The 24,818-nt window shown below is 45.6% G+C and carries 29 protein-coding genes; 10 read left to right on the forward strand and 19 right to left on the reverse strand.

Features of this window, described 5'->3' with window-relative positions:
• Positions 1–62: 62 nt before the first annotated feature.
• Entirely contained in the window at positions 63–1,400 is a 1,338-nt protein-coding gene (locus tag C7475_RS10780) for a Gfo/Idh/MocA family protein (protein WP_110053362.1), read from the reverse strand.
• Positions 1,401–1,466: 66 nt separating this feature from the next.
• Positions 1,467–2,429, reverse strand: coding sequence for an SUMF1/EgtB/PvdO family nonheme iron enzyme (locus C7475_RS10785; RefSeq protein WP_110053363.1), 963 nt, complete (start codon positions 2,427–2,429; stop codon positions 1,467–1,469).
• A 164-nt stretch (positions 2,430–2,593) separates the two neighbouring features.
• Between C7475_RS10785 and C7475_RS10790 the strand changes: the two genes are divergently transcribed.
• From C7475_RS10790 to C7475_RS32950, 4 genes are all read left to right on the forward strand, one after another.
• Positions 2,594–3,520: a hydroxypyruvate isomerase family protein gene (locus tag C7475_RS10790; protein ID WP_110053364.1), complete on the forward strand. Its 927-nt coding sequence runs from the start codon at positions 2,594–2,596 to the stop codon at positions 3,518–3,520.
• 46 nt (positions 3,521–3,566) lie between these two features.
• Positions 3,567–3,914 carry a phage holin family protein gene (locus C7475_RS10795; RefSeq protein ID WP_110053365.1) on the forward strand — a complete coding sequence of 116 codons (348 nt, stop codon included), beginning with the start codon at positions 3,567–3,569 and terminating at the stop codon, positions 3,912–3,914.
• A gap of 15 nt (positions 3,915–3,929) precedes the next feature.
• Positions 3,930–5,909 (forward strand): thiamine pyrophosphate-dependent enzyme, encoded by a 1,980-nt coding sequence (locus tag C7475_RS10800; protein ID WP_110053366.1) that lies wholly within the window; start codon positions 3,930–3,932, stop codon positions 5,907–5,909.
• A gap of 71 nt (positions 5,910–5,980) precedes the next feature.
• Positions 5,981–6,124 (forward strand): hypothetical protein, encoded by a 144-nt coding sequence (locus C7475_RS32950; RefSeq protein WP_158286482.1) that lies wholly within the window; start codon positions 5,981–5,983, stop codon positions 6,122–6,124.
• Between the two features lie 65 nt (positions 6,125–6,189).
• On the opposite strand, the gene C7475_RS10805 is transcribed toward C7475_RS32950, so the two are convergent.
• Positions 6,190–6,930, reverse strand: coding sequence for an NYN domain-containing protein (locus C7475_RS10805; RefSeq protein WP_110053367.1), 741 nt, complete (start codon positions 6,928–6,930; stop codon positions 6,190–6,192).
• 116 nt (positions 6,931–7,046) lie between these two features.
• On the opposite strand from C7475_RS10805, the gene C7475_RS10810 reads away from it, so the two are divergent.
• On the forward strand, positions 7,047–8,273 hold the full coding sequence (locus C7475_RS10810) for an MFS transporter (protein ID WP_110053368.1): 1,227 nt from the start codon (positions 7,047–7,049) through the stop codon (positions 8,271–8,273).
• A gap of 65 nt (positions 8,274–8,338) precedes the next feature.
• On the opposite strand, the gene C7475_RS10815 is transcribed toward C7475_RS10810, so the two are convergent.
• From C7475_RS10815 to C7475_RS10825, 3 genes are read right to left on the reverse strand one after another with little or no spacing between them, the layout of a single operon-like run.
• Positions 8,339–9,415 carry an iron-containing alcohol dehydrogenase family protein gene (locus C7475_RS10815; RefSeq protein ID WP_110053369.1) on the reverse strand — a complete coding sequence of 359 codons (1,077 nt, stop codon included), beginning with the start codon at positions 9,413–9,415 and terminating at the stop codon, positions 8,339–8,341.
• 25 nt (positions 9,416–9,440) lie between these two features.
• Positions 9,441–10,169, reverse strand: coding sequence for a 3-deoxy-manno-octulosonate cytidylyltransferase (kdsB, locus tag C7475_RS10820; protein WP_110053370.1), 729 nt, complete (start codon positions 10,167–10,169; stop codon positions 9,441–9,443).
• A gap of 8 nt (positions 10,170–10,177) precedes the next feature.
• Positions 10,178–11,368, reverse strand: a complete 1,191-nt coding sequence (locus tag C7475_RS10825) for a DegT/DnrJ/EryC1/StrS aminotransferase family protein (protein WP_110053371.1) — start codon at positions 11,366–11,368, stop codon at positions 10,178–10,180.
• 80 nt (positions 11,369–11,448) lie between these two features.
• On the opposite strand from C7475_RS10825, the gene C7475_RS10830 reads away from it, so the two are divergent.
• Positions 11,449–11,871, forward strand: a complete 423-nt coding sequence (locus C7475_RS10830) for a DUF4440 domain-containing protein (RefSeq protein ID WP_110053372.1) — start codon at positions 11,449–11,451, stop codon at positions 11,869–11,871.
• 124 nt (positions 11,872–11,995) lie between these two features.
• Here the strand turns inward: C7475_RS10830 and C7475_RS10835 are convergent, their stop codons facing one another.
• On the reverse strand, positions 11,996–12,184 hold the full coding sequence (locus C7475_RS10835) for a hypothetical protein (RefSeq protein ID WP_110053373.1): 189 nt from the start codon (positions 12,182–12,184) through the stop codon (positions 11,996–11,998).
• A gap of 508 nt (positions 12,185–12,692) precedes the next feature.
• Between C7475_RS10835 and C7475_RS10840 the strand changes: the two genes are divergently transcribed.
• Complete coding sequence (locus tag C7475_RS10840; protein ID WP_110053374.1) at positions 12,693–12,905, forward strand: general stress protein CsbD; 213 nt, start codon at positions 12,693–12,695, stop codon at positions 12,903–12,905.
• 80 nt (positions 12,906–12,985) lie between these two features.
• On the opposite strand, the gene C7475_RS10845 is transcribed toward C7475_RS10840, so the two are convergent.
• Positions 12,986–13,264 (reverse strand): hypothetical protein, encoded by a 279-nt coding sequence (locus C7475_RS10845; protein ID WP_110053375.1) that lies wholly within the window; start codon positions 13,262–13,264, stop codon positions 12,986–12,988.
• Between the two features lie 16 nt (positions 13,265–13,280).
• Positions 13,281–14,048 carry a glycoside hydrolase family 25 protein gene (locus C7475_RS10850; protein ID WP_110053376.1) on the reverse strand — a complete coding sequence of 256 codons (768 nt, stop codon included), beginning with the start codon at positions 14,046–14,048 and terminating at the stop codon, positions 13,281–13,283.
• A gap of 145 nt (positions 14,049–14,193) precedes the next feature.
• Between C7475_RS10850 and C7475_RS10855 the strand changes: the two genes are divergently transcribed.
• Positions 14,194–15,219: an SPASM domain-containing protein gene (locus tag C7475_RS10855; RefSeq protein ID WP_110053377.1), complete on the forward strand. Its 1,026-nt coding sequence runs from the start codon at positions 14,194–14,196 to the stop codon at positions 15,217–15,219.
• Positions 15,220–15,226: 7 nt separating this feature from the next.
• Here the strand turns inward: C7475_RS10855 and C7475_RS10860 are convergent, their stop codons facing one another.
• Genes C7475_RS10860 through C7475_RS10870 form a run of 3 tightly spaced genes read right to left on the reverse strand, consistent with a single transcriptional unit; the run spans position 15,227 to position 16,299 of the window.
• On the reverse strand, positions 15,227–15,598 hold the full coding sequence (locus C7475_RS10860) for a hypothetical protein (RefSeq protein WP_110053378.1): 372 nt from the start codon (positions 15,596–15,598) through the stop codon (positions 15,227–15,229).
• Positions 15,599–15,628: 30 nt separating this feature from the next.
• Complete coding sequence (locus tag C7475_RS10865) at positions 15,629–16,075, reverse strand: hypothetical protein (protein WP_110053379.1); 447 nt, start codon at positions 16,073–16,075, stop codon at positions 15,629–15,631.
• Between the two features lie 26 nt (positions 16,076–16,101).
• Entirely contained in the window at positions 16,102–16,299 is a 198-nt protein-coding gene (locus C7475_RS10870; protein ID WP_110053380.1) for a YtxH domain-containing protein, read from the reverse strand.
• Positions 16,300–16,562: 263 nt separating this feature from the next.
• On the opposite strand from C7475_RS10870, the gene C7475_RS10875 reads away from it, so the two are divergent.
• Entirely contained in the window at positions 16,563–17,597 is a 1,035-nt protein-coding gene (locus tag C7475_RS10875) for an AI-2E family transporter (RefSeq protein ID WP_110053381.1), read from the forward strand.
• Position 17,598: 1 nt separating this feature from the next.
• On the opposite strand, the gene nadD is transcribed toward C7475_RS10875, so the two are convergent.
• The 5 genes from nadD to paaA are packed head-to-tail and all read right to left on the reverse strand — an operon-like array spanning position 17,599 to position 20,921.
• The gene (gene nadD / locus C7475_RS10880) at positions 17,599–18,168 is read right to left on the reverse strand and encodes a nicotinate (nicotinamide) nucleotide adenylyltransferase (RefSeq protein WP_110053382.1); all 570 of its coding nucleotides are present in this window, start codon (positions 18,166–18,168) and stop codon (positions 17,599–17,601) included.
• A gap of 58 nt (positions 18,169–18,226) precedes the next feature.
• Positions 18,227–18,718 (reverse strand): 1,2-phenylacetyl-CoA epoxidase subunit PaaD, encoded by a 492-nt coding sequence (gene paaD / locus C7475_RS10885; protein WP_110053383.1) that lies wholly within the window; start codon positions 18,716–18,718, stop codon positions 18,227–18,229.
• Positions 18,719–18,730: 12 nt separating this feature from the next.
• Positions 18,731–19,486 carry a 1,2-phenylacetyl-CoA epoxidase subunit PaaC gene (gene paaC, locus C7475_RS10890; protein ID WP_110053384.1) on the reverse strand — a complete coding sequence of 252 codons (756 nt, stop codon included), beginning with the start codon at positions 19,484–19,486 and terminating at the stop codon, positions 18,731–18,733.
• A gap of 15 nt (positions 19,487–19,501) precedes the next feature.
• Positions 19,502–19,870, reverse strand: a complete 369-nt coding sequence (locus C7475_RS10895) for a 1,2-phenylacetyl-CoA epoxidase subunit B (RefSeq protein WP_110053385.1) — start codon at positions 19,868–19,870, stop codon at positions 19,502–19,504.
• A gap of 46 nt (positions 19,871–19,916) precedes the next feature.
• Positions 19,917–20,921 (reverse strand): 1,2-phenylacetyl-CoA epoxidase subunit PaaA, encoded by a 1,005-nt coding sequence (gene paaA / locus C7475_RS10900; protein ID WP_199236208.1) that lies wholly within the window; start codon positions 20,919–20,921, stop codon positions 19,917–19,919.
• Between the two features lie 63 nt (positions 20,922–20,984).
• On the opposite strand from paaA, the gene C7475_RS10905 reads away from it, so the two are divergent.
• On the forward strand, positions 20,985–21,659 hold the full coding sequence (locus tag C7475_RS10905; protein WP_110053386.1) for a hypothetical protein: 675 nt from the start codon (positions 20,985–20,987) through the stop codon (positions 21,657–21,659).
• On the opposite strand, the gene C7475_RS10910 is transcribed toward C7475_RS10905, so the two are convergent.
• Both C7475_RS10910 and feoB read right to left on the reverse strand, forming a co-directional pair.
• Positions 21,599–22,501, reverse strand: coding sequence for a M28 family peptidase (locus C7475_RS10910; RefSeq protein WP_110053387.1), 903 nt, complete (start codon positions 22,499–22,501; stop codon positions 21,599–21,601). The two genes, C7475_RS10905 and C7475_RS10910, sit on opposite strands and share 61 nt — an antisense overlap.
• Before the next feature lie 68 nt (positions 22,502–22,569).
• Positions 22,570–24,705, reverse strand: coding sequence for a ferrous iron transport protein B (gene feoB / locus C7475_RS10915; protein WP_110053388.1), 2,136 nt, complete (start codon positions 24,703–24,705; stop codon positions 22,570–22,572).
• Between the last annotated feature and the right edge of the window lie 113 nt (positions 24,706–24,818).

A 24,818-nucleotide genomic window follows, 5' to 3' on the forward strand; every position in this document is an offset into this window, starting at 1 on the left:
GAGGCCCCTGAACGGAGGCCTCCAATGTATTTCTGATTATAATCATCTCAATATACTATGCATTAGCTAAAGTATCTAGTGATACCAGGTTTTGCATAAGCATAGTTCCCTGTTGCATCCGGCACTACCGGAGGGGCAGCGTCAAAGGCATAAGTTGCCGGCTGGAGGTTCAAGCCGGAGTTAAGCGCCTTATCAAATGCGATCGTTTGCCCGGAATAAGTAGCCAGTCGGCCGATAATGGCAGTCAGTGTTGTTTTAGCGCCTCTTTCTGCATCCCAGAACTTGTATTCACCTTTTGCAATGGCAGCAAACAGTTCATCGTGTTCCGCCTGATAAGGTTGGTTCTCGGTTTTCTTATCAAACTGGTAAAGCACCTTCCCCTTATGATCTTTGATCAGGCCTTTGTCCATCAGCATACGGCCTTTCGTACCAACAATTTCTTCGTCTACCCTGCTGTCAGCATCTTTCCAGTGTCGGCACTGGGCGTTCATTACTACGCCGTTACCATAACGGTACTCTACGTAGTGATGATCATATATTTCTCCGAACTCTTTGCCGGTACGCACGGAACGGCCACCCATACCAACTGCTGTTACCGGGTAATCGTTCATAAACCAGTTACCTACGTCGATGTTGTGAATATGTTGCTCTACGATATGATCGCCGCACAGCCAGTTGAAATAGTACCAGTTGCGCATCTGGTATTCCATTTCGGTATACTCAGGTTTGCGTGGTCTCACCCATAAAGCGCCCTGGTTCCACCATACCTGCATGGATGTTACGTCTCCGATAATACCGTCCTGGAAGCGTTTATACATCTCGCGGTAAGACGTCTGATAACGGCGTTGCAAACCAACTACGACGTTGAGCTTCTTCGACTTCGCTACTTCAGCGGCGTCCAGTACTCTTTTGATACCGGCAGGATCTGTCGCCACTGGTTTTTCCATGAAGATGTGTTTTCCTTGTTTTACCGCTTCCTCAAAATGGATAGGACGGAAACCCGGAGGAGTTGCAAGGATCACAACATCGGCCAGCGCAATCGCTTTCTGATAAGCGTCAAAGCCGACAAATTTATGTTCTTCCTTTACGTTCAGGCGGCCTGGCTTGTCGCCCATCTCGCCTTTGATATCATTATAGCTATTGTTCAACCTGTCGGCAAAAGCATCCGCCATTGCAACCAGTTGTACATTCTGTTTTGTACTGAGCGCTTGTACAGCCGCGCCGGTACCGCGGCCTCCGCAGCCGATCAGCGCAATTTTGATCACTTTGTCTGCGCCTGAAAAGAAATTTGCCTGAGAGAGCATAGGTGCCGCCAGTAATCCGCTGGCAAGAAGAGACGATTCTTTTACAAAGTCTCTGCGGGTTTTTCCGTGGAATTGATTTAGTTCTTCCTGTTGCATGATAGAAGTTTTTTTATGTGTTAATGTGGGGGGATGCTTAACCTGTAATCTGTTTACGCCCCGCTGTTATCTAGCTCCTTTATACTGATCTACAACGCCTTCAAAGAATTGCGCTGCTTGTTCTTTTGTAGGCTGTTTAAGAGGGCGCACAAGCCGGAAGCCGATAAATGGAGCGTCGGCGTTCCACCATGAGCTTTTAGGGATCTGTGGGTCCCGGCGGTTCCAATCCGGATCAGACTTCAGGCGGTTTGCGCTGCGTAGGGCTACAGGCGCGTCCTGATAATTACCGCCTTTGATCGTCCTGGGAGTTTTGGCCGTTGGCTTATTCCAGGGGTCGGTGTCCGATACATGCTGAAGATATTGCTCGTCATACTGGTCAAGAGTCCATTCGGCTACATTACCCAGCATATCATACAAGCCCCAGGCATTGGGTTTCAACTCACCAACCTTATGATATTTATTATCGCTGTTACCTGCGTACCAGGCGTAATCTTTCAATTGTGCAGCATCATTTCCGAAGGGATAGGCTGTAGCGGCTCCTGCGCGGCAGGCATATTCCCACTCGGCTTCCGTTGGCAGCCGGTAGAATACACCGGTCTTCGCATATAACCATTTGCAGTACATCAGTGCTCCATACTGGCTCATGCTGTTAGCCGGATAACCTCCTACTTTACCCATACCCAGCGTCAGATCTATATAAGGGGGGCTGGGCCTTGTCATACCGTCAGGGATCGGCGTTTTATCTTTCTCAGGATCTGAATATACATCATATTGCTCAAAGGTCACTTCATGAGCACCCATCCAGAAAGCACCGATCTTCACTTTCTTCTGCGGACCTTCGTCAGCGTCCCTGCCCTTCTCGTTCGCCGGACTACCCAGCGTTACTTCGCCGGCAGGAATAGGCACCATTTTAAAAGTATAAGTTGTTCCGGGTAATTTTTCTTCATACGCAGTAAACGGCTGGTCCTGTGCGAATGCCGTACCTGTAAGCATACTTCCCAGCGATAACGCCAATAATCTGTTTTTCATAACACTTCTTGAGAGATAATACCCGTGAATTTATTAAATCAAATAATGGAATGCAACGTTTTTTCAATAAATACGCGTCCCCAATACACTTTTAATCGCTCGCCCTTGCAATAGAATCAAAAAGCGATTACATTTAGTATTCATGCAATCAACCCTTTAACGTTATGGAAAGAAGACAATTCCTTCAACAAGGTACACTAGCAGGACTATCCACACTGGCCATGGGCAGTGCAACTGCTGCGGTAACAAATGGTCTCGCAAAATCCGGATCTGCCGCGAAAACCTTTAACCTGAACTATGCTCCTCACGACGGGATGTTTAAAAACAGTGCCGGAGCCAGCTTTTTAGATCAGATACAATTTATGTATGACCAGGGTTTCCGTGCAATAGAAGATAACGGACTGATGAAACGTGACCCTGCTGAACAAGAAAAGATCGGGAAGCTGCTCAGCAAACTGGGTATGCAGATGGGTGTTTTTGTGATCGATGCCGGCGACAACTGGAAGGTGTCTCTCACTACGGGTAAACAGGAGTACAAAGACAACTTTGTAAAAGTGTGCAAACAGGCACTGGAAACCGCTAAGCGTGTGAACGCAAAGTGGGCTACGATCGTACCTGGCTATTTTGAAAGGAACCTCCCTATCGGCGTACAAACAGGTAACGTCATAGAAGCATTCCGCATGGGTGCTGATGTTCTGGAAAAACATGGACTTGTCATGGTAATGGAACCACTAAGCGACAATCCAGACCTGTTCTTACGTACGGCAGAACAGAGCTACGGTATTTGTAAAGCGGTGAACAGTCCCAGTTGTAAGATCCTTTACGATATTTATCACATGCAGCGTAATACCGGCAACCTTATTCCTATCATGGACCTTTGCTGGGATGAAATTGCCTACATACAAATCGGAGATAATCCCGGCCGTAAAGAGCCGACAAGCGGTGAGATCAATTACAAGAACATCTTCAAACATCTGCATAAGAAAGGGTTCAAGGGCGTATTAGGAATGGAGCATGGCAATGCCCATCCGGGTAAAGAAGGAGAAGAGGCCCTGATAAAGGCTTACAGGGAAAGCGATGATTTTCTGTAAGCAGGTATAACATCAATTTTGTTACCTTCCCGGAAAATTCGCCGTCATGAACTTTTTAATCCGTTTACTTGTAACAGCCCTGGCAGCCATGCTTTCCGCATACCTGCTACCCGGTGTTACGATCAGGGATTTTATCACTGCACTTGTGCTTGCATTAGTTTTGGCTATCTTGAACGTGTTGGTTAAACCGATACTGATAATACTCACACTGCCGGCAACAATATTTACATTGGGATTATTTCTGCTGGTGATCAATGCCATTATAATACTGCTTGCGTCCAAGCTGGTAGGCGGCTTCTCGGTAGATGGATTCTGGTGGGCGCTGATCTTCAGTCTCGTCCTGACGGTAGTTAATAGTATCATGCATAGTATAGCGGGAAAGGATAACAAATGATTGAGCTTTTATACCATGTATTTTGAACGTGCACATATTAGTGATGAGGAACTGCTGACTTTTTACAAAACATTGTTATATCCCCGGTTGGTAGAAGAGAAAATGCTGTTGTTGCTACGACAGGGGAAAGTAAGTAAATGGTTTTCCGGCATCGGGCAGGAAGCAATTGCTGTAGGCGCCACTTTAGCGTTGGATACAGATGAATGGGTCCTGCCCCTGCACCGGAACCTGGGTGTATTTACTGCGCGGCAATTACCTTTACAGCAGCTGTTCCATCAATGGCAAGGCAGTCCGCTGGGGTTCAGCAAAGGACGGGAACGTTCTTTTCATTTCGGTAGCCGGCAACACCACATCTGCGGCATGATCTCCCACCTCGGTCCGCAGTTATCTATTGCAGATGGGATATCTCTCGCACATAAATTAAAAAAAGAAAACAAAGTATCCCTTGCCTTCACCGGCGAAGGAGGCACCAGTGAAGGTGAATTCCATGAAGCGCTTAACGTTGCGTCTGTATGGAACCTGCCTGTTATTTTCCTTATAGAGAACAATGGTTATGGCTTAAGCACACCGGTAGAAGAACAATACCGCTGCGAACAACTTGTTCAACGTGCCACCGGGTATGGTATGCGCGGCATGCGCATCAACGGGAACAATCTTCTGGAAGTATATCACGCTGTGAAAGAAGCAAAACGCCATGCTATACAGGAACAGCAGCCGGTATTAATAGAAGCGATGACCTTCCGTATGCGGGGGCATGAGGAAGCCAGCGGTACCAAATATGTACCCCCTGCCCTGCTGGAAGAATGGGCGGAGCAGGACCCTGTCCTGCATTTCGAACGTTTTCTACTTTACCTGCAACTTATAGATGAGACCAGGATACAGGATATCCGGGAAACACTGAAACAGGAAATAGAACAGGAGATAAATACAGCTCTGACAGAAGTATTCTCTCCGGTTAATGAGGCCGATGAGCTAAAAGATATTTATGCTCCTGCACCCGCTCCCGTCTCTCCCACAAGCGGTGCCGCTACCCCCGAAAAAAGATTCATTGATGCCATTTCGGATGGATTAGATCAGGCAATGGAGCAATATCCTAACCTGGTATTGATGGGACAGGATATCGCTGAATATGGCGGTGCATTTAAGATCACGGATGGATTGATGGCAAAGTTCGGGAGAGACAGGGTAAGAAACACCCCGCTATGCGAAAGTGCGATCGTAGGCGCCGGGCTAGGGCTTTCCATTATGGGCTTTAAGAGTATGGTAGAAATGCAGTTTGCCGACTTTGTGACCTGCGGTTTCAACCAGATAGTAAATAATCTTGCAAAGATCCACTACCGTTGGGGGCAGACAGCAGATGTCGTGATACGGCTTCCGGCAGGAGCCGGTGTTGGTGCAGGCCCATTTCACTCCCAAAGTAACGAGGCCTGGTTTACACATGTACCCGGGTTAAAGGTAGTCTACCCTGCCACCCCAGCCGATGCAAAAGGCCTTTTACTGGCCTCTTTTGCAGATCCTAACCCGGTGTTGTTCTTTGAGCACAAGGCACTGTACAGAAGTATCAGCGGGCCGGTACCCGAAGGATCGTATACCATAGAAATCGGTAAAGCTAACGTAGTGCAGACCGGGGAAGACGTCAGTATTATCACATATGGCAGCGGTGTACACTGGGCGCTGGAATATGCACAACAGCATCCGCAGCTATCGATACACGTACTTGACCTGCGTACTTTACTCCCGCTGGATTATACCGCTATCCGGGAAGCGGTGGCCGCTACCGGCAAGGTGTTAATTCTTCATGAAGATACACTTACAGGCGGGCTGGGCGGAGAGATCAGCGCCTGGATAGCAGAACATTGTTTCTCTCTCCTGGACGCCCCGGTAATGCGTTGTGCAGGATTGGACACGCCTATTCCGTTCGCAGCAGCATTAGAGAAAAATTTCCTGGCCAAAACACGTATGCATCAGTATATAGAGCAACTTATAAACTATTAGACGGATATGTATGTTGGGATTTTCAAAGAGAATGCGCTAACTTGCAGCCCGGACCACTAAACATTTTTATTATGTTACTTGAAATAGTTAACAACGTAGAGACTACCGATTTTTACAGAGCTGGAGATAAGTTCATGCACACAATGACCTATGTTGTCATTGCACTGTTTGCTTTAATGTTCCTCTACGCTGCTATCAAATACGCTAAGCGCTAGTATCCAACTAATTAAGATATTTAAAGGCTGTTTTACTCCATAAGTAGAACAGCTTTTTTTATGTCTTATTTTACCCTGACATATACCAGTTTCCCCATCTTACGGCTACTTTCGCGGATATCTATTTCGAAATCCTCGAAGCTTTTAATAAGCTGTACCAGCTTGTTATAGCCATAGTTACGGGCATCGAAGTCGGGCTGTTTCTTCAGCAGCAGGTTTCCCAGCTCTCCCAGGTAAGCCCAGCCATCTTCATCTGCAATATCATTGATACTTGATGCCAGGATGTTTACCACATCTCTGTCAGCCTTGCTGATCGCCTTTCCTTTTTCTTTATCTGCTTTTTCTTTAGTAGAAGATTTCTTGTCTGCACTAGCCAGGATCTCCAGGTAAATGAACTTGTCGCAAGCGGCCCTGAAGGCGCTTGGCGTCTTCTTCTCCCCCAACCCGAACACGCGCATACCGGCTTCCCGCAGCCTGGTGGCCAGACGGGTGAAATCACTATCGCTGGTAATAAGACAAAAACCGTCAACCCTGCCAGTATAAAGAATATCCATGGCATCGATGATCATGGCAGAATCTGTGGCATTCTTTCCGGAGGTATAGGCATATTGTTGTACCGGAGTAATGGCATTATCCAGCAGGACTGTTTTCCAACCGGTCAGCGTGGGTTTCGTCCAGTCTCCATATATCCGTTTAAAAGTCGGGATTCCATACTTGGCCACTTCTTCCATCATTGCTTTTACACTGGCGTAGGGGATATTATCTGCATCGATGAGGACTGCCAAACGGAGCTCTTTGTGTTCCATAACTGGTAATTTGGGGGGTTCATACCAAAGTTACTATCAACCGTTAGATAAATAATATAAGTTGTATTTTTCCCATTAATCTGCTGGGGTTCTGCCCTTTATCTTAACTTTGCAACATGGACCAGTTGCCCGGGAGAATTTACACCTTCCATTTTATCATGCTATGCCTCAGCAATGCACTGTTTTCCGCCAGCTTTAACATGTTGCTTCCGGAATTGCCCGCTTATCTGACCCGGATGGGCGGCGAGGATTACAAAGGATATATTCTTGCGCTTTTTACACTGATGGCCGGATTATCCCGTCCTTTCAGCGGAAAATTAACAGATACTGTCGGCCGTGTTCCTGTCATGATATTCGGATCACTGGTATGTGTTGTGTGCAGCCTGCTATATCCACTGGTTAGCTCTGTAGGAGCATTTTTGCTCCTCCGTTTCTTTCATGGTTTTTCCACAGGATTTAAGCCTACCGGCACGGCCGCTTATGTATCCGATATCGTGCCTGCTACCCGAAGGGCGGAAGCAATGGGCATGATAGGCTTGTTCAGTACCATAGGCCTGGCTATGGGCCCTGCTATTGGCGGTTACATATCCACCCGCTGGAACATTGGGATCATGTTCCAGGTATCAGCAGTATTTGCACTATTGTCTGTCGTAATACTGGCAGGCGGAATGCGGGAAACATTAGAAAACAAACAGGGCTTCCGGCTATCAACATTAAAGATCTCCAGAAGTGAAATATTTGAGCCGCTGGTGCTGGCTCCGGTTATCATAACATTCCTGACTTACCTCAGTTATGGTGTTTTGTTCACGATCATTCCCGATTTCAGTACTTATCTTGGCATTCAGAATAAAGGTTTATTCTTCACGTTCTTCACGGCCAGTTCCATTGGTATCAGGCTGCTGGCGGGTAAGATCTCCGACAAGTATGGCCGTGTACCTATCCTGAAGATCTCAGCTGCAACCATGGCGCTTGCTGTGTTCCTGCTGGCGATATCGCATACACCAGCGATGATGCTGACCGCTGCTGTTATTTACGGTATTTCTGTTGGGATGAACTCTCCGGCTATCACCGCCTGGACAATTGACCTGGGCCATCCGGAGCATAAAGGCCGTGCGCTGGCAACGATGTACATTGCACTTGAAGCAGGTATAGGTCTGGGCGCCTATCTTTCTGCATTCATCTATCATAATGATGCCCGCTTCTTTGCGCTCACGTTCTATTGCACCGCGTTCGTGACATTAATGGCATCTTTCTATCTCCTCTTTATTTATCACAATCGCCGCCTGCAGGTCATGTGGCGTTTCGTTCATATGAGGGTACCTATCAAACGGTTCCTCCGATAACTACTTATAAAAAAGCCCCCTGCTAAAACAGAGGGCTTTTTTATAAGCAGTTATTAATCTTTTCATTATAGTTGCTCGTACAATGCACGAAGGCGTTCACGTGTCATCTTCTCTTTCCAGTCTTTGCCAAGTGCATTTTCCCACAGCGGAGCCATACCCAGGGATACATCGATCATGATATTGAACTGTTCGTCGGTCAGTCCTTTTGTAATGCCTTGTGGAATGTCAATGTTGTGTTTCTTCACCATCTGCTTGAACTCCTTCACGCCTTCCGGATAAAACTCTTCCAGCTTATCAAATACGATACAGTTACCGATACCGTGTTTAGTGCCGAGCAGATACGCCAGTCCATAGCTTACAGCGTGTGCAACACCTACCTGTGAATAAGCGATACTCATACCACCGGCATAAGAAGCCATCATCAGCTTTTCGTCTGCATCCTCGTCCCAGGTAGCTTTCTCAAGGAATATTTCCTGGCAAAGACGAAGTGCTTCTTCACCGTAAGAACGGCTGAAAGCGTTCAGGTAAGTACCTGTCAGGGATTCAATACAGTGAATATAGCAGTCCATGGCAGTATAGAATTGCTGATTCACCGGTACACCTTTTATCAACTCGGGGTCCAGCACGATCTGATCGAACGGTGTGAAGTCGGAGTTCATGCCCAGTTTACGGGTAGGGCCGGTCAGCACGCACGTACGGCTTACTTCTGCACCGGTACCGGAGATCGTAGGAATACCGACTTTATATACACCGGCAACCTTTACGAGGTCCCAGCCCTGATAGTCAGCGGAAGAACCAGGATTGGTCATCATCAGGGCTACAGCTTTCGCCATATCCATTACAGAACCACCGCCAATACCAATAATACCGCTCACTTCACCAAATTCTGCTTTCAGCTCATCTCTTACCTTATCTACATATTTGGTTTTCGGTTCGTCGGTAACGTCGATATATACGATCTTATCTTTGCCTCTTAAAGGAATACGTTTGGCAAATGCCGCATTACCCTGGAAGAAATGGTCTATGAAAAATATCATCGGCGCATCACCTTTACGGCGGGGAGCGAGTATTTCATCAAGCTGGTCAAACGCACCACGGCCAAACACCACGTAATCTACCATTTTAAAGTTCCTGAATTTCATCTCAGTCGTTTAATTGATTTTAATATTAGAGTAATTTTTCCGCCTTGATCAGATCTTCCGGCGTATCGATCTCTACACCCATATATTCTGTTACTACCATTTTCATGGAGATCCCATTTTCCAGGTATCGCAGGCATTCTATCTTTTCTGCAGCCTCCAGCGGACTTACCGGCATTTTGGTAAAGTCCATCAGCGTTTGTCTGCGGAATGCATATATACCTATATGCTCGTAATATATGGTCTGAACATTTTTATCGCGCGGATACGGAATGACTGAACGGGAAAAGAAGAGTGCATTGAACTTTTTATCCACCGCAACCTTCACATAGTTAGGATCTTCTATTGCCTGCGGGTCTTTCAATACCTGCATCAGGGAAGCTACCTGTACCTGTTTACCTTCTTCACCTTCAAATACTTTCAGCAATTTTTCCAATGGCTCTTTCTGGGTAAAAGGCTCATCTCCCTGTACATTCACAACGATATCAACATCTGTACGGTCTTCAATAGCCTCCGCTATACGATCGGTACCGCACTCGTGTTCTTTTTTGCTCATCACGGCTTTACCGCCATTACTTACAATTTCGTTGTAGATGATCTCATTATCGCACACCACCATTACTTCATCAAAAACACCTGTATTAACGGTGCTTTCATAAGTACGCAGAATTACGGATTTACCTCCCAGTTTAGCCATCAGTTTACCTGGGAAACGGGTAGCGCCATAACGGGCAGGAATCAGGGCTATTTTCTTCATGCTTGTTATTATAAGGCGCTCTTTACAGCATTTACCAATTTCTCAGCACGCTGCTGTACTTCTTCTTCACTCCAGCCCAGGTTAATAGGCGTACAGATACAACGGCTCATGATAGCGTCAGACACAGGGAATTGCTTCACTTTATACAGTTCCATTGCCTGCTCCAAACCTGGTGCAAAACGGGAAAGCACTGTGCCTTGTTTGAAATGTTCCCAGTTACGGATGTAATGCCAGTTGTTATCAAACCAGTAGAATGCAGCCAGACCAGCGGCTTTCATTGCAGCAGCAGCAGCTCTCGCCTGTTTTTCTTCAGGCAGGAAAAATGCCAGGAAGGTAGCACTATCACCATCTGCATCTGGCAGACGGCGGAAAGTTACGCCTGGTACAGTAGCCAGCGCATCTTTGAAGATCTTCTTTGTTTTACGGTGGATGCCCAGGAAGGTATCCAGCTTGCGTACCTGGGCAAGGCCCACAGCAGCATGCAGTTCGGAGATACGATAGTTGTAACCGATATATGGGTGAAGGTCTGCACCACGATCTACACCAAGATGGTCGTGACCATGGTCTGCATAAGCATCACATTTCAGATAAACATCCTTATCGTTTGTTACAACAGCACCACCTTCAGCACAAGTGATCGTTTTTACAAAGTCAAAGGAAAATGCACCGGCATGACCGATGGTCCCCAGGGCTTTGCCTTTATAAGTACCGCCAAAAGACTGGCAGGCATCTTCCAATAAAATCAGGTTATGTTTTTCGCAGATGGCTTTCAGCGCATCCAGGTCGGCCATTGCACCACACATGTGTACCGGCATCACTGCTTTGGTACGTGGAGTGATAGCTGCTTCTACCGCTGTAGGGTCCAGTGTAAGGGTATCATCCACATCCACCAGAACGGGAGTTGCCCCAACAGAGAAGATACACTCAAAGCTGGCTACAAATGTAAATGTGGGCATGATCACTTCATCCCCGGCGCCGATACCCAACGCAGCCATTACGGTTGTAAGGGCAGCGGTACCGCTTGATACCAGGTGAGTGTGGGCTACATTCAGTTTTTCAGAAATGGCCTGCTCAAGCTCTTTAGCTTTCCAGATGCCTTTGCGGGGACCGTCAAAGCCATAACGCATAAAAATGCCTGTTTCCAGTACATCGTTTACTTCCTTGCGTTCTTCCGGGCCAAAAAATTCATATCCGGGCATAAGTTGTTGATTTTTGCAAATGTAGTACAATCAAATTGCCCTGCCTCGCAAAAACTGTTTATCTTTTACTAAAAATTACCATGCGTTTTTTGTTGTTCCTTATTCTGTTGGCCGCGCCGTTTACCGTCTTACGCGCACAACAGCCGCAGTCTGCCATCAGGGCATTATTACAAAAGCAAACCGCATCCTGGAACGAGGGTAACCTGGAAGAATTTATGACCACTTACTGGCAGTCCGATTCCCTGATATTTATTGGCAAAAGAGGCCCTACCTATGGCTGGCAGGCTACCCTGGATAATTATAAAAAGTCCTATCCTGACACAGCCGCTATGGGGAAACTGGCATTCAATATACTGGAACTGAAGCCATTGTCGGCCGACGTCTATTTTGTAGTAGGAAAATGGCATTTACAAAGAACCGTGGGCGACCTGCAAGGTCACTTCTCACTGATCATTAAACGTATTAAAGGCGCCTGGAAGATCATTGCCGACCATAGTAGTTAAAAAAAAACCATCCCATGAATGGGACGGCCTGCTATACACCACAACATTAAAGAAGAATGTTTACTAATCGTTTTTCCTCGTGGAATACCATTTTAGAGGTCAATCAATAAATAATGGTAACGAATTAGTCTTTAGTATCTTGATCGCGTGCCACTTTGTTTTCCTTTTCAGGTTTCTCTGAGAGGTCGCCATGCAGTGGATTACGCGAATTATCTGCTTTATCTGTTTTTAAAATTTCAACGGGATGCTGTTCTTCCTGATGATACTCTTCCGAGGGCTTTTTATCCTTATCGGATTCTTTTTCACTTAGCATATCGTTTCCATTTAGATGATCAATGTGTCATTGTCATTTATTACTTTGCAAAGTCTGTTCCATCCCTTAAATCCTTGCTAATTACGCATTGCATAGCAGTTATGAGTAAACCATTCCACACAAAGCGCCCCAAACCGTTGTAATGGATGTGCAGACTTTCCACAAAGGCATCAGAAGCAGCGGTTGGTGCAATCTATTGCAACTTCCGCATCAGATTTGTTTTAGCATTTTTTTAGCACCAAACCTATTTTTAATATTTTAATACCCTCGCCTGTAAGCCAATACTGCAAAGCATTTGCCGCCAAAAAACATGACTTTTATTTAACGTTCGTTCAACTACAAATGGCACAGATATTGAACTTTATTCCATCCAACCGTGTTGATAATATAGAAGTTAAACCTCAGCAGCAATCACGGCTACCCTGAAACTAAACACGGAAAGGAATCGAAAATTGGCAACTTTGGATATCTACATAAATTCTATAACAAAAAACAAAAAAATGCTACTATGAACATCCGGGGATACCAGTGGTCGGTACTGAAGAAACTGCTCAAGCAGCGTTTCACCGAACTTTCAGACGAAGATCTAGTGTTTGAAAGAGGTAAAGAGAGGGAGCTGTATATCAGACTTGAACGTAAAACCGGTAGGTCTGAAGAAGATGTTGCCCGCATAATCAAAGGTATGCAACAAGCATATTTGCAGCAGACAACATTGCTGTAAGGATCGTAAGTGATCAATTATATGTTAGCATTCAGGCCAAAAACCTGCTGTGAGAATTTATATAATTGATCACTTCTTTTTTATTTGTAATTATCCTGCACATTTCCATTCTTTCTCCACATCCTGATCACAATAAAGAGATAGCCCGCCAGTGAAAGCACGAACCAGCTGTAGAAAAATATCATCCTGCCGGTGGTAGACTCCTCAGGTACGGCAAAGCCCAGATACAATCCAAGAAATACATTTATTATCATCCAGAAGAACCCAAGAAATACCGTGCGCATGATCCGTACAAAATATTGCACTATCCTCATGTCAAAAGGTTCCTTTCTGTCCTGTTGTGGTTCCTGTGTTTCCATATCACAGCTTATTAGTTTAAGGAAGGCATAATTTACGAAGGGCCAGACTGTCTCCTCTGAAAACGTTGAAATCAACCGTTGTAGAGATCCCGTTCACCCTGCCGATATCACTGTGCTGCCAGAACAACCAGTGCCGTTGTGTAGATGGCCGCTCCTTCTGGTAATAGTGCGCCACCCACAATGGATAACGGTCAAATTCCTCTCCAAGATATGTCTCGTAAAAATGCATATTGGTATAAATGATCGGCTTCACACCATACGCCTTTTCCATTTCTTCCAGCCAGATCCGGGCAGTAGACCTTATTACGGCCGGCGGTTGATTATTATGAACTTCTATGTCCAGCACCGGCGGCAAGTCGCCAGACTCCAGTTGTACTACATTTTGGAAATTGATCACCTGTTTCAACGGGTCACGGGTAGAATAAAAAAAGTGATACGCCCCACGGACGATACCCGCTTTTTTGGCTTTTTGCCAATTCTGCTTAAATGAGGCATCCTGACGGGTAATCCCTTCTGTTGCCTTGATAAAAGCGAAAGAGATATGGATACGGTCCACCTGCATCTGTTCCACAGCAGACCAGTTAATATTCTTCTGGAATCTTGATACATCAATTCCATGTATAGCATAGTTAACCGGCATCTCGATCCCAAATTCTTCATACCTGACAAAATTCAGGGCTTCCTCTCTTTCCTGCCACCACAGCCATGCTCCAAATGTCAGACATAGGAGCAATAACAGGGTGAAAATGATACGCCTGGATTTCTTGATTCGGAGTTTTGGCACTTTTTATTTATTCTGCTTTCGCATTAGGGTGACAGCTTTTAACGCTCACATTGTCAATCTCATTCCCAATTTCACAGCAAGTATAATTATTATTATACATAACCGGCATAGATATCTTATTTTTACAACAATAAGTGATGTTGTTATGCCAGAATTCAATCTAAATGATACCCTTAACCTGATCTCCAAGTTTACACTGCGCCGTGGCTGGAATGCCGCCAAGGTATTAAGCAGCTACTTTGTAAGCAAATGGACAGGTAAACCTATTCAATGGGGATACCCCATTTCGGTATCATTTGAGCCGACAACATCCTGTAACCTGCGATGCCCGGAATGCCCCAGCGGACTGCGTGCCTTTACACGCCCCACAGGTATGCTTCAACAGGATTTTTTCAGGAAAACAATAGACGAGATCCATAAAGAACTCTTATACCTGATCTTTTATTTCCAGGGAGAGCCTTTTTTGAATCCCGGCTTCCTGGAAATGGTCAAATATGCACACGCCAAAGGCATCTATACCGCAACCTCTACCAATGCCCATTACCTCACAGAAGAGAATGCCCGTAAAACCGTGGAAAGCGGTTTGGACAGATTGATCATCTCTATTGATGGCACGACACAGGACGTTTATACACAATACCGTGTAGGTGGTAATCTGGAAAAGGTAATACAGGGAGCCAAGAATATTGTAAAATGGAAAAAGGAACTCAACTCTAAAACACCTTTTGTTTTCTTCCAGTTCCTCGTAGTAAAACCGAACGAGCATCAGATTGAGGAGATAAAGCAACTGGCGAAGGAGATCGGTGTAGATGAAGTTCGCTTTAAAACCGCACAGGTATATGACTATGAAGAAGGTAACCGCCTGATCCCAACGATCGATAAGTATAGCCGTTACCACAGAAATGAGGATGGCACTTATAAGATCAAGAACAAAATGGGAAATCACTGCTGGCGCTTATGGCATTCACCTGTTATTACCTGGGACGGATTGGTAGTTCCCTGTTGTTTCGACAAGGACGCACAACATAAACTTGGTGATCTTAAACAGGAATCCCTGAAAGAACTATGGCATAACGATAAGTATATCCAGTTCCGGACTAAACTTCAGACGGGGCGTAAGAATATTGATATCTGTGCTAACTGCAGTGAGGGAACAAAGGTTTGGGGATAACAAACCTTTAATCTTCATCATTTTCCGCCGTAGCTCTTGCTTTTTTCTTCTTTTTGCTACGGCTTTTTCGGAATTTATCAAAGAGGTTGATGCCCATACGGACACCGGCAAACTCCAGTGCTGTCATCAATGCGCTGGTGGTAAATGATTTGAACTTACCACTCTGCCAGGCAATCTTTGCAATACGGCCCGCCATTCCCATAACACCGCTATGTTTAGCGCTGCCGGGAATAACGGAGTTTAATGCCATTTTACCATAGTTACCCTTGAAATAACTAACCCTGTCTCCTAATTCATTTTCCAATGCACGTGAGCGTTTTTTGAGCCGGCTTATTTCCTTGTCCAACAGCTCCGTACTTGTTACTTTCACCTTTGGCATGTGTAAAGGTTTATCAATAAATGCTCGATATTATAGTTGTTCGTACAATTCTTCTTCCTCTTCTTCAGGCGCTTTCCTGTCTGCTTCCTTTTCTTCTCTTTTGTTATTATCCTCCACATCATCAATATCCATTTCGCTCATTAGCTCCCTGACAAGCATATTGGATAAAGGGATTTGAATAAGGGATTTACGGAAAATGAGCAGGATACCCAGCAGTACTATAAATAGCCCTGCAGAGCAGGAGAAGCCTAACGTAAAACTATTAGTCATCTCACCTATCCAGAAACCGAGTACCATTCCCAGAAATACAATAACAAAAAAGAACAGCAGGAAAGCCAATATCAATGAGAAAAACAGCCCTAAGGCCTTTGAAAGCTTTCCTGCTGCCTGGAGCTTAATCAGGTCCAAACGGGTTTCCAGGTATTCCTTGGCAACCTTGCCTGTCTGATTGAAGTAACTGCTGAAATTATCTTCCATGCAAATGTTTTTTGTGACACTGTGCTTTATGCCAACTCGTTTTCCAATGCATCTTCATATTGTTCCTTCCTCTTCTTGAATTTGTCTTTCAGTTTATCCGCCTGGTATTTCAGCTTTTCTACCAGTTCGTCCTTTTTATCAGAATTCAGGAAATAACCTACCGCTACACCTACCGCAGCACCAACAATGAATGATACAACTGCTTTTGAACTGTTGTTCGCCATAAAATAAAGTTTTAGAAAGATGAGTAATGGTTTTTGAATCGTACTGTACAGGGTACAAACACTATTCCAATAATTTTAATCTTTCACGAATACTTATTAATGAAATATTATTTATTGAGGCATGTTGCTTAATAACCTGCACTGATTAAACACTTTATGCAGAAGTTTAGTTTACTTTAGTACTAATCCACACTATTGCAGGGAACGGTACTTTTTTTGTAGACATATTGTAACATTTACTGACAGAATAACCTTTTAACCATATGGCTGTAATAGATAACGAACGCATAAAACAGGTCAGCTTCTTATTGATCATTGTACTGCTGGCATATGTGCTCTTCAGAGAGCTGTATACATTTCTCCCCGGATTTCTCGGTGCCATTACTATGTATATTCTCAGCCGAAAGTATATGTTCCGGCTTGTGGAGCAGCGAAAGTGGAGAAAGAACCTTGCTGCGGCCCTCCTGATGTTTATGTCATTTATTATTGTACTGATGCCCTTCGGTATACTGATAAACATGCTGACCAATAAGATCAGCTACGCTGTGACGCACTCTTCAGAGCTTATAGCTGGCTTGAAAACCGTTAATGACCGTATACATTCTTCCACTAATATAGACGTCCTTTCACAAGTCCGCCTGGAGCGCCTGCAGGGTTACCTTACATCAGTATTGCCAGGCTTGCTGGGTGCTACGTTTAATATACTAACAGCCATCGCTATACTTTATTTCATCCTTTATTTTATGTTGGTTAAGGGAAGGGAAATGGAGGCCTGGTTATATGAATATATTCCCCTGAAAGATGAAAATGTACTACGGCTTGGGACTGAATTCCATAAACTGGTGATCGCCAATGCGGTGGGAATTCCACTGATTGCGATCATTCAGGGTATTGTGTCGCTGGTTGGTTATTTTATTTTCCAGGTTCCCCAGCCATTTTTCTGGTTTGCCGTAACCTGTTTTACTGCCATGTTGCCTGTAGTGGGCGCTGCCGCTGTCTATGTGCCTATGGGAATTTATCTTATTGCCATTAATATGACCTGGCAGGGTATCGGCGTGCTGGTATATGGTTTTGCCGTAGTAGGTACTTCTGATAATTTATTCCGCTTTATCCTCGCAAAAAAGATAGGAGACGTCCACCCTTTAATTACCATCTTCGGCGTATTGATAGGTGTGAACCTTTTTGGGTTTATCGGGTTGATCTTCGGGCCACTGCTGATATCCATGTTCATACTCCTGCTGGATATCTACTCAAACGAGTTCCTCACCAAAAAGCGGGAGGTAAGAGTACAGCGCTGAGTTACCGGTAGTAGTTATTCTCCGCCATATAGGCCACTACATTGTCGGGTACCATATAACGGATGGATTTCCCCTCCTGGATCCACTTACGTATATCGGTTGACGAGATATCGAGCATTGGCGCTTTTAATACTTCTACCTGGGCTCCATACGTATCTGTTACTTCATGTCCCGGACGCAGGTAAACATAGATGGGATAGTGCTTGATGATCTGCTGATAATTACGCCAGCGGGTGATATTCTGGAAACTATCACTACCCATGATAATCGTAAACTGCTGCGTGGGAAATTTTTCTGTCAGATAAGTCAGGGTATCTATCGTGAAGGAAGGCCTGGGTAGGGAAAACTCTATATTACTGGCCCTGAGTTTGGGTTCGTCCTTAATAGCCAGTTCTACCAGGTGAAAGCGGTTATGTTCGTTTAGTAATGATCCTGCCGGTTTCAAAGGGTTCTGCGGTGATACCACCAACCATACTTTATCGAGGTCCGTATTGTATGCCACGTAGTTAGCTATAATCAGATGCCCGGTATGTATAGGATTAAAGGACCCAAAATACAAGCCTATCTTCATGCCCCTGTTTTTTGAGCGTGAATGTAATCAATAATGGGGAAATCTGATATATGTATGCTTATGAGAGCGGTTTAAACTGTTCGAACATCATCCCGCATTGCCGGCAGAAGTGTAAAGCCCTGCACAACGTAGATCCGAACGGGGACCGCAAATAGGTGTTTTCACTTCCACAGTGGGGACAATTCGTTTTGATCAACAGGTCTACGCTTACCTCGCCTTCATGCCTGGCGGGGGGCGCAATCCCAAAATCGCGCAGCTTTTCTTTTGCTGCATTGGTCAACCGGTTACTGTTCCAGTTCACCTCTTTATCTACCATTACAAATGCCGGCATCTGCAAATCCCTCTCCACAGCATTTTTAATGTTTTCCTTTATAATATCTACTGCAGGGCAGGCCGCAAATGTGGGGATCATCTTAATGTGCACGCCTTCAATATCTACCTTAACGTCTGTGATCATTCCCAGCTCCAATACGCTTAATACAGGAATCTCAGGGTCCATCACATGTTCCAGTGAATTGTATACCGCCTGTAATGTTGTTATAGTTTGCATAGTCTTTTGTTTCTACCAGGTTGCTTCGGGATCCAGGCGGAACACTTCGCCCATTTCCTCCAGTAATTGTTGTAAATATTGTGTGTGCTGCCCCTTACGGCCGCCGTATACAGGCGCTGTTAGCACCGGTAAGGTCAATCCTGCTTTCTCTATTACAGGGGAAATGTTGTTCAGCCATTGCTGGTATAAGGCAGCCTCTCCAGGATAGATCTGTTCTGCTATCAGCAGGTCCTCTCCTTCTCCTGGTTCAAAGATGCCTCCCGCCAGTTGAAAACAATCGTCCAGTGCCGTTTGCATACGCCGACGGCTATCTTTTCCCGCTGTACAAAGCTGTATGATCCAGGCATCCGCGTGCAGCGTGTGATATTTTAACTCCCCTTTTACCTTTCCTGCCAGATGTTGCAAAGGAGTAAAACTGCTTCCTGAGAGAGATTGGTACCGCACCGTTTCTGCGTGGTCAAAAAGAAAGTGCCGCATCAGGCTGAATTCATAAGAGCCTATCGGCATTTCTGCAAAGTGACAACATCTGTAGTCCCGGGCATTCCTCAGAAATGCAAACTGGTCCGGGTCTGTGCCTCCAAAGGACTCCTGCAGTATGCGATAGAGCGCCCATGCATGACCGATCTTATCCTGCGCCATAGAAGAGAATGCGATATCTTCCTCCATGACAGGACCTAAACCCGTCCATTCGGAATTGCGATGTCCGATCACCAGTTCATCGTCTGCCATTTTCGTGATCAGCTCCTGTATTGCTTGTTGTAATTGCATTGGGATATGTGGGTACTATTTAGTCTGTGCTTTAAACTTGTTGATCTTGTCCATGACTTTAAATCCGCTGGCATCCCGGTAAGTCTTGTCCGGGTTGTTGGCAAACATGTCTTCATCTTCCAGGTCGAATGCGAGGATATCTGCACTGCGTACCACCCATAGGTTCACGCATTTCTTCCGGCGGCCGAATTGTTCTTTTGCAAAGATCAGTGCAAGGCTGGCGTCCGGGGCATGTACACACCCTACGTGCTCGTGATGCGCGCCTCTTTTTTCCTGGTGAAATACTTCAAATACATTCCAGTTCTCTCCCTCTTCTACCTTAAAGGAGCCGTCATTCTTATCCAACCGGAGCCGGTTGACACGTGGATCAAGTGAGTCATTCATAAATCGTGGTACTTACTAATATACTATAAAAAAGGGGAAACAATCCTTATGCAACAGGAAGCGCACTGCGTTCCATTTCATCTTCGCGCATGAGCGCTTTTCTGATCCATCGGCCATTTTCTTCTGCCCATTTCCTTACATCCAGCCGTTCTTTGTTACAAGGGCCATTCCCTTTGATCACTTCAAAAAAGAGATCCCAATCCGGGTCAGAATATTCCCATTTACCCGTATCTGCGTTCTTTTTTAACAGTGGGTCAGGAAGCGTCAGCCCCAGTTCCCATATCTTAGGAACATACGCATCCAGGAACTGGTTACGCATATCATCGTTGCTCGCCATTTTTACTTTCCACTGCATCAGCTTTTCGCTATGATTGGATGTTTTATCCGGAGGGCCAAAGAAATGCATGATAGGCTGCCACCAGCGGTTAAGGGCGTCCTGCAACATCCCTTTCTGTGCCGGCGTACCGGTAGCAAGCTCAATGAATGCATCATGTCCTTGTTTAAGATGAAAGCTCTCTTCATAACAGATCCTTTCCAACGCCCGGCAATACGGTCCGTATGACCCTTTTGAATTGGCCACCTGATTCACAATTGCGGCCGCATCGATCAGGAACCCGATCACAGTAACATCCGCCCAGGTTTCTGCCGGATAGTTAAACACATTGGAATACTTTGACTTGCCGCTGAGCAGGTCATTGATCATTGCTTCCCTGGATTTACCCAGTGTCTCTGCTGCGTTATACAACAGTTGTCCATGGCCCACTTCATCCTGCACTTTGGCAATCAAGGCCAGTTTACGCTTAAAGCCCGGCGCCCGGGTGATCCAGGTACCTTCCGGCAGCGCGCCAATTATTTCAGAATGTGCATGTTGTTCTATCAGCCTGATGAGCTGCCTGCGATATTCAACCGGCATCCAGTCGCCCGGTTCAATTTTTTCCCCTCTGGCTATACGCGCCTCAAACGCGGCCAGTTTTACAGGATCGTCATGCAACTGCTCTTCCCGTTGCTGCTTCCCGTTGGGTTCGTCGAAGATATATCCGCCACCGTACATAGTGCGATTGTTTTGGTAGCTTGTAAGTTACGAAAAATGTACCTTTAACCCAGAACGGGCGCTATGTTTTTATTACTTACGTTCATATGGTGCTGTCTCCTGCTTCCTGTCAGGTCACTGAAGGAAACACCACCTGCTACTGTTATAAAAGTTGTTTTTACGCCGGACCGGCGGCCGGAAGATCCGGAATCCGACAGCCTTTTTTATCAGCCTCACCGGAAACTCCGCTGGTCTGATTTCAAAGCTACACCTCCCCTGCGCGGCCCAAGCGCAGCCGTCTCATATACCAGCTTCGCCTATGAAGGGAATAGCCTCCACAAAAAAGATACTTTACAGATAAACCTGACCCTGCAGGTCTTTTTTGTAAAAAGCTCCTCCTGGGTTAAATCCTTCGCAAAGGACAATTATTCGCTGGAACATGAACAGCTGCATTTTGATATTACCTGGCTGGTCGCTCTCAGGTTCCAGCAACGCATTAAAAGTATGGAACTGACTGCCGAAGATTTCGACAGCATTATTCAGTATCAGTATATTGAGTCGTTCAGGGAAATGAACAGGTTACAGGATGCATATGACCGCGAAACGAATCATGGACAGAGCCCTTCTGCTCAGCAAAACTGGAAACGTTCTATTGGAGAAGCCCTGGCGGCATTAACACTGGAGGGGGCGCTTACCCCTTATTTGAGACCCTTATCTGCCGATCGCAGCACCGTCAGTACTTTCAATACTGACTGGTAATAGAAAGATGGCTGGATACCTGAAAATTCATCGCTTAACTGATGATAATCAGGATGGTCCTCAACACCAAAATAAAGTATGGGGATCTTTAACTTATGAAATTCGTAGTGATCGCTCTGATTGATCCAATTATTTGACCCTTCTTCTTTTTTGTCATGACCGGAGAGCACTTTTACAACTCCTCCTGTGCTTACTGCATCGTCTACATATTTCTTTAGCTCGGGATACGGGGCCAATCCACAGACATATAATTCGTTCTTGTCATTCCGGCCGATCATATCCATATTGATATTCAGTACAATCCGTTCTACCGGCACTGGCGGTTGCTTCACAAAGGCTTTTGCTCCCTGTAACCCTTCTTCCTCCCCATCAAATGCCACGAAGATCATTGTATGTTCAGGCTGATTTTTCTTAAAGTAGGCCATCAGTGCTAATAAGCCTCCTGTTCCGGAAGCATTATCGTCTGCGCCGTTATATATACTATCTGGCGTAGCCCCCTTCTTTATTCCCAGATGATCATAATGTGCAGTAATAACAATGGCCGCGTCGGATCTTCCCTTGATATATCCGAACAGGTTTGTACCCATTATCTGTTTTTCTCCCTGTTTAAAATAAAAGGGATACTCATAAGTATTGTGATAGGCTGTTAATCCGGTCTCTTTAAACCGGCCCATAAGGTAAAACTGCGCCTGACGGCTACCACGTGTACCCGCCATACGCCCTTCATATTTATCCGAAGAGAGTGTTTGTATATCTTTTATTAATTGGGTTGAGTCAATGGGCGACTGCGCGTAAGCGCCGGCAGCCAATAAGAGCAGCAAACTGTGGATGACTATTTTCATACCTTGATCTGGTTATAACGCTAATATAAGCTATTTCACCGCGTACGATTTATCAGTGGATCATTTGATTATTTGAGCAGCTGAAATGCGATCAGGCCAGAGATATAAGCCAATGCGGTCATGTAGGCAAACTGGATAACCGGGAACTTCCACGATTTCGTTTCCCTTTTTACAATAGCCAGGGTACTCATACACTGCATGGCAAAGGCATAGAACAGCATCAGGGAGACGCCGCTGGCCAGGGTATATACCGGTCTGCCATCTCTCCAGGTAGCGTTGCTCATTTTTTCCCGCAGTGTAGCGTCTCCATCTTCAGGAGATTCTCCCACACTGTATAAGGTGGCCATTGTACCAACAAATACCTCACGGGCGGCGAAAGAAGTGATTAGGGCTATCCCGATCTTCCAGTCGTATCCGAGAGGACGGATCACCGGCTCAATAGAGTGTCCTAATAAACCGGCATAGGAATTCGCCAGTTTTTCAGATTGCATTTCCATGTCCAGTTTCTCACTCTGGTCCGGATTAGCAGTTTTCAATTGTTCATAATGGGTTGTCACCTGTTGCATTCTGTCGCCAGGACCGAAAGATGCCAGGAACCATAGGATGATGGAGATCACCATGATCACCTTACCGGCGTCTGTAACGAAGATCTTCGCCTTTTGCACCATCGTCGTGCCTACATTAGCCCAGCGGGGCGCCCTGTAAACAGGCAGCTCCATGATGAAATAACTTTTTTCCTTTATGGAAATGAACAGTTTCAGTATAGCAGCAATGGCAAGGGCCATAACAAAACCTAATAAATATAAACCCATCATTACCAATCCCTGCAGGTTCAGGAAACCCAGTATAGGTCTGTTCGGAACGACCAATGCGATCATTACTGTATAAATTGGCAGACGGGCAGAACAACTCATGAGAGGTGTGATCAGGATGGTGATCAACCGTTCCTTCCTGTTTTCGATGTTACGGGTCGCCATAATAGCCGGTACAGCACAGGCTACTCCACTGATCAGCGGCATCACCGATTTACCGTTCAGTCCCACCTGTCTCATTAAACGGTCTGTCAGAAAGCTGATCCTGGCCATATAGCCGGTATCTTCCAGAACAGTGATAAAGGCGAACAGGATCATGATCTGAGGTATGAACACCGCGATTCCTCCTAACCCGGCAATAATTCCATTCACCAGGATATCGGTCAGGCGATTGGCTGGTAATACATCTGTCAGCCAGCCACTCACTGCGCCAAATCCTGCCTCGATCCAATCCATCGGATAAGATGCCAGCGAAAAAATACTTTGGAACATGAAGAACATAATGCCCAACAGGATCACATATCCCCAGAAGCGGTGTAACAGCAAATTATCCAGCTTCTCGGTCTGCAATTGTTTCTGTAGCGGATCGGCCTCCACTACGGTATTCTTCATGATGTGTTTGATCCTTGCATAACGCTGCATGATCTCTTCCGCCTGTACTTTCGTCTTATTGAAATGATGCGTTTGCAGAATATTGGTAATGGCCAGTTTCTGTCCACCGTTCAGAAATTGCAGTTCATGGTGGTTTACGGCCACGTGTAAGGCGGCATAGTCGCTCTTCACCTGTACATACTTCCTGATCTCGGTTACCACTTCAGGCGCTAATGCCTGACTATCAATAAAGTCACGTGGCGTTACTGACTGCTTTTCCTTTGCCACCAGTTCTATCATCTTCTTCAGCTCTGCTAATCCCTTGTTTTTCCTGGGATTGATCGTCACCACCGGCACCCCTAACTCTCTTTCGAGACCCGCTTCGTCAATTTCGACACCTTTTTTGCGGGCAATGTCCATCATGGTAAGGCCAATGATAACAGGAACCTTCAGGTCCATGATCTGGGAGCAGAAAAGCAGATTCCGTTTCAGGTTAGCAGCATCCGCAATGATGAGGATCATATCTGGTTGATCTTCTCCGGAGGGATTCACGAGGACATCGTAGGTTACAAACTCGTCGGCGCTTTTAGGATAAAGGCTGTAGGTGCCTGGCAGATCAATGATATTGGCTTGGAGGCTTGGAGAAATAGTTGCCGCCCCGGTCTTTTTGTCGACAGTAACGCCCGGAAAGTTGCTAACTTTCTGATTCAGACCCGTCAACGCATTAAAGAGCGAACTTTTCCCACTATTTGGATTACCTACCAGCGCAATATTGATCGTTGCTTTTTTTGTTGCCTGCATTCCTTATCCTTGTCCTGATAAACGTTAAAAAAGCAAAACTATGAATTAATACGGCAGGGCCGGTATCGGATCGGGAAAAAAGATGGTATATAAAAAAACCACGGTAAAAACCG

The organism is Chitinophaga sp. S165 (assembly GCF_003182155.1).
Taxonomy (GTDB): Bacteria; Bacteroidota; Bacteroidia; order Chitinophagales; family Chitinophagaceae; genus Chitinophaga.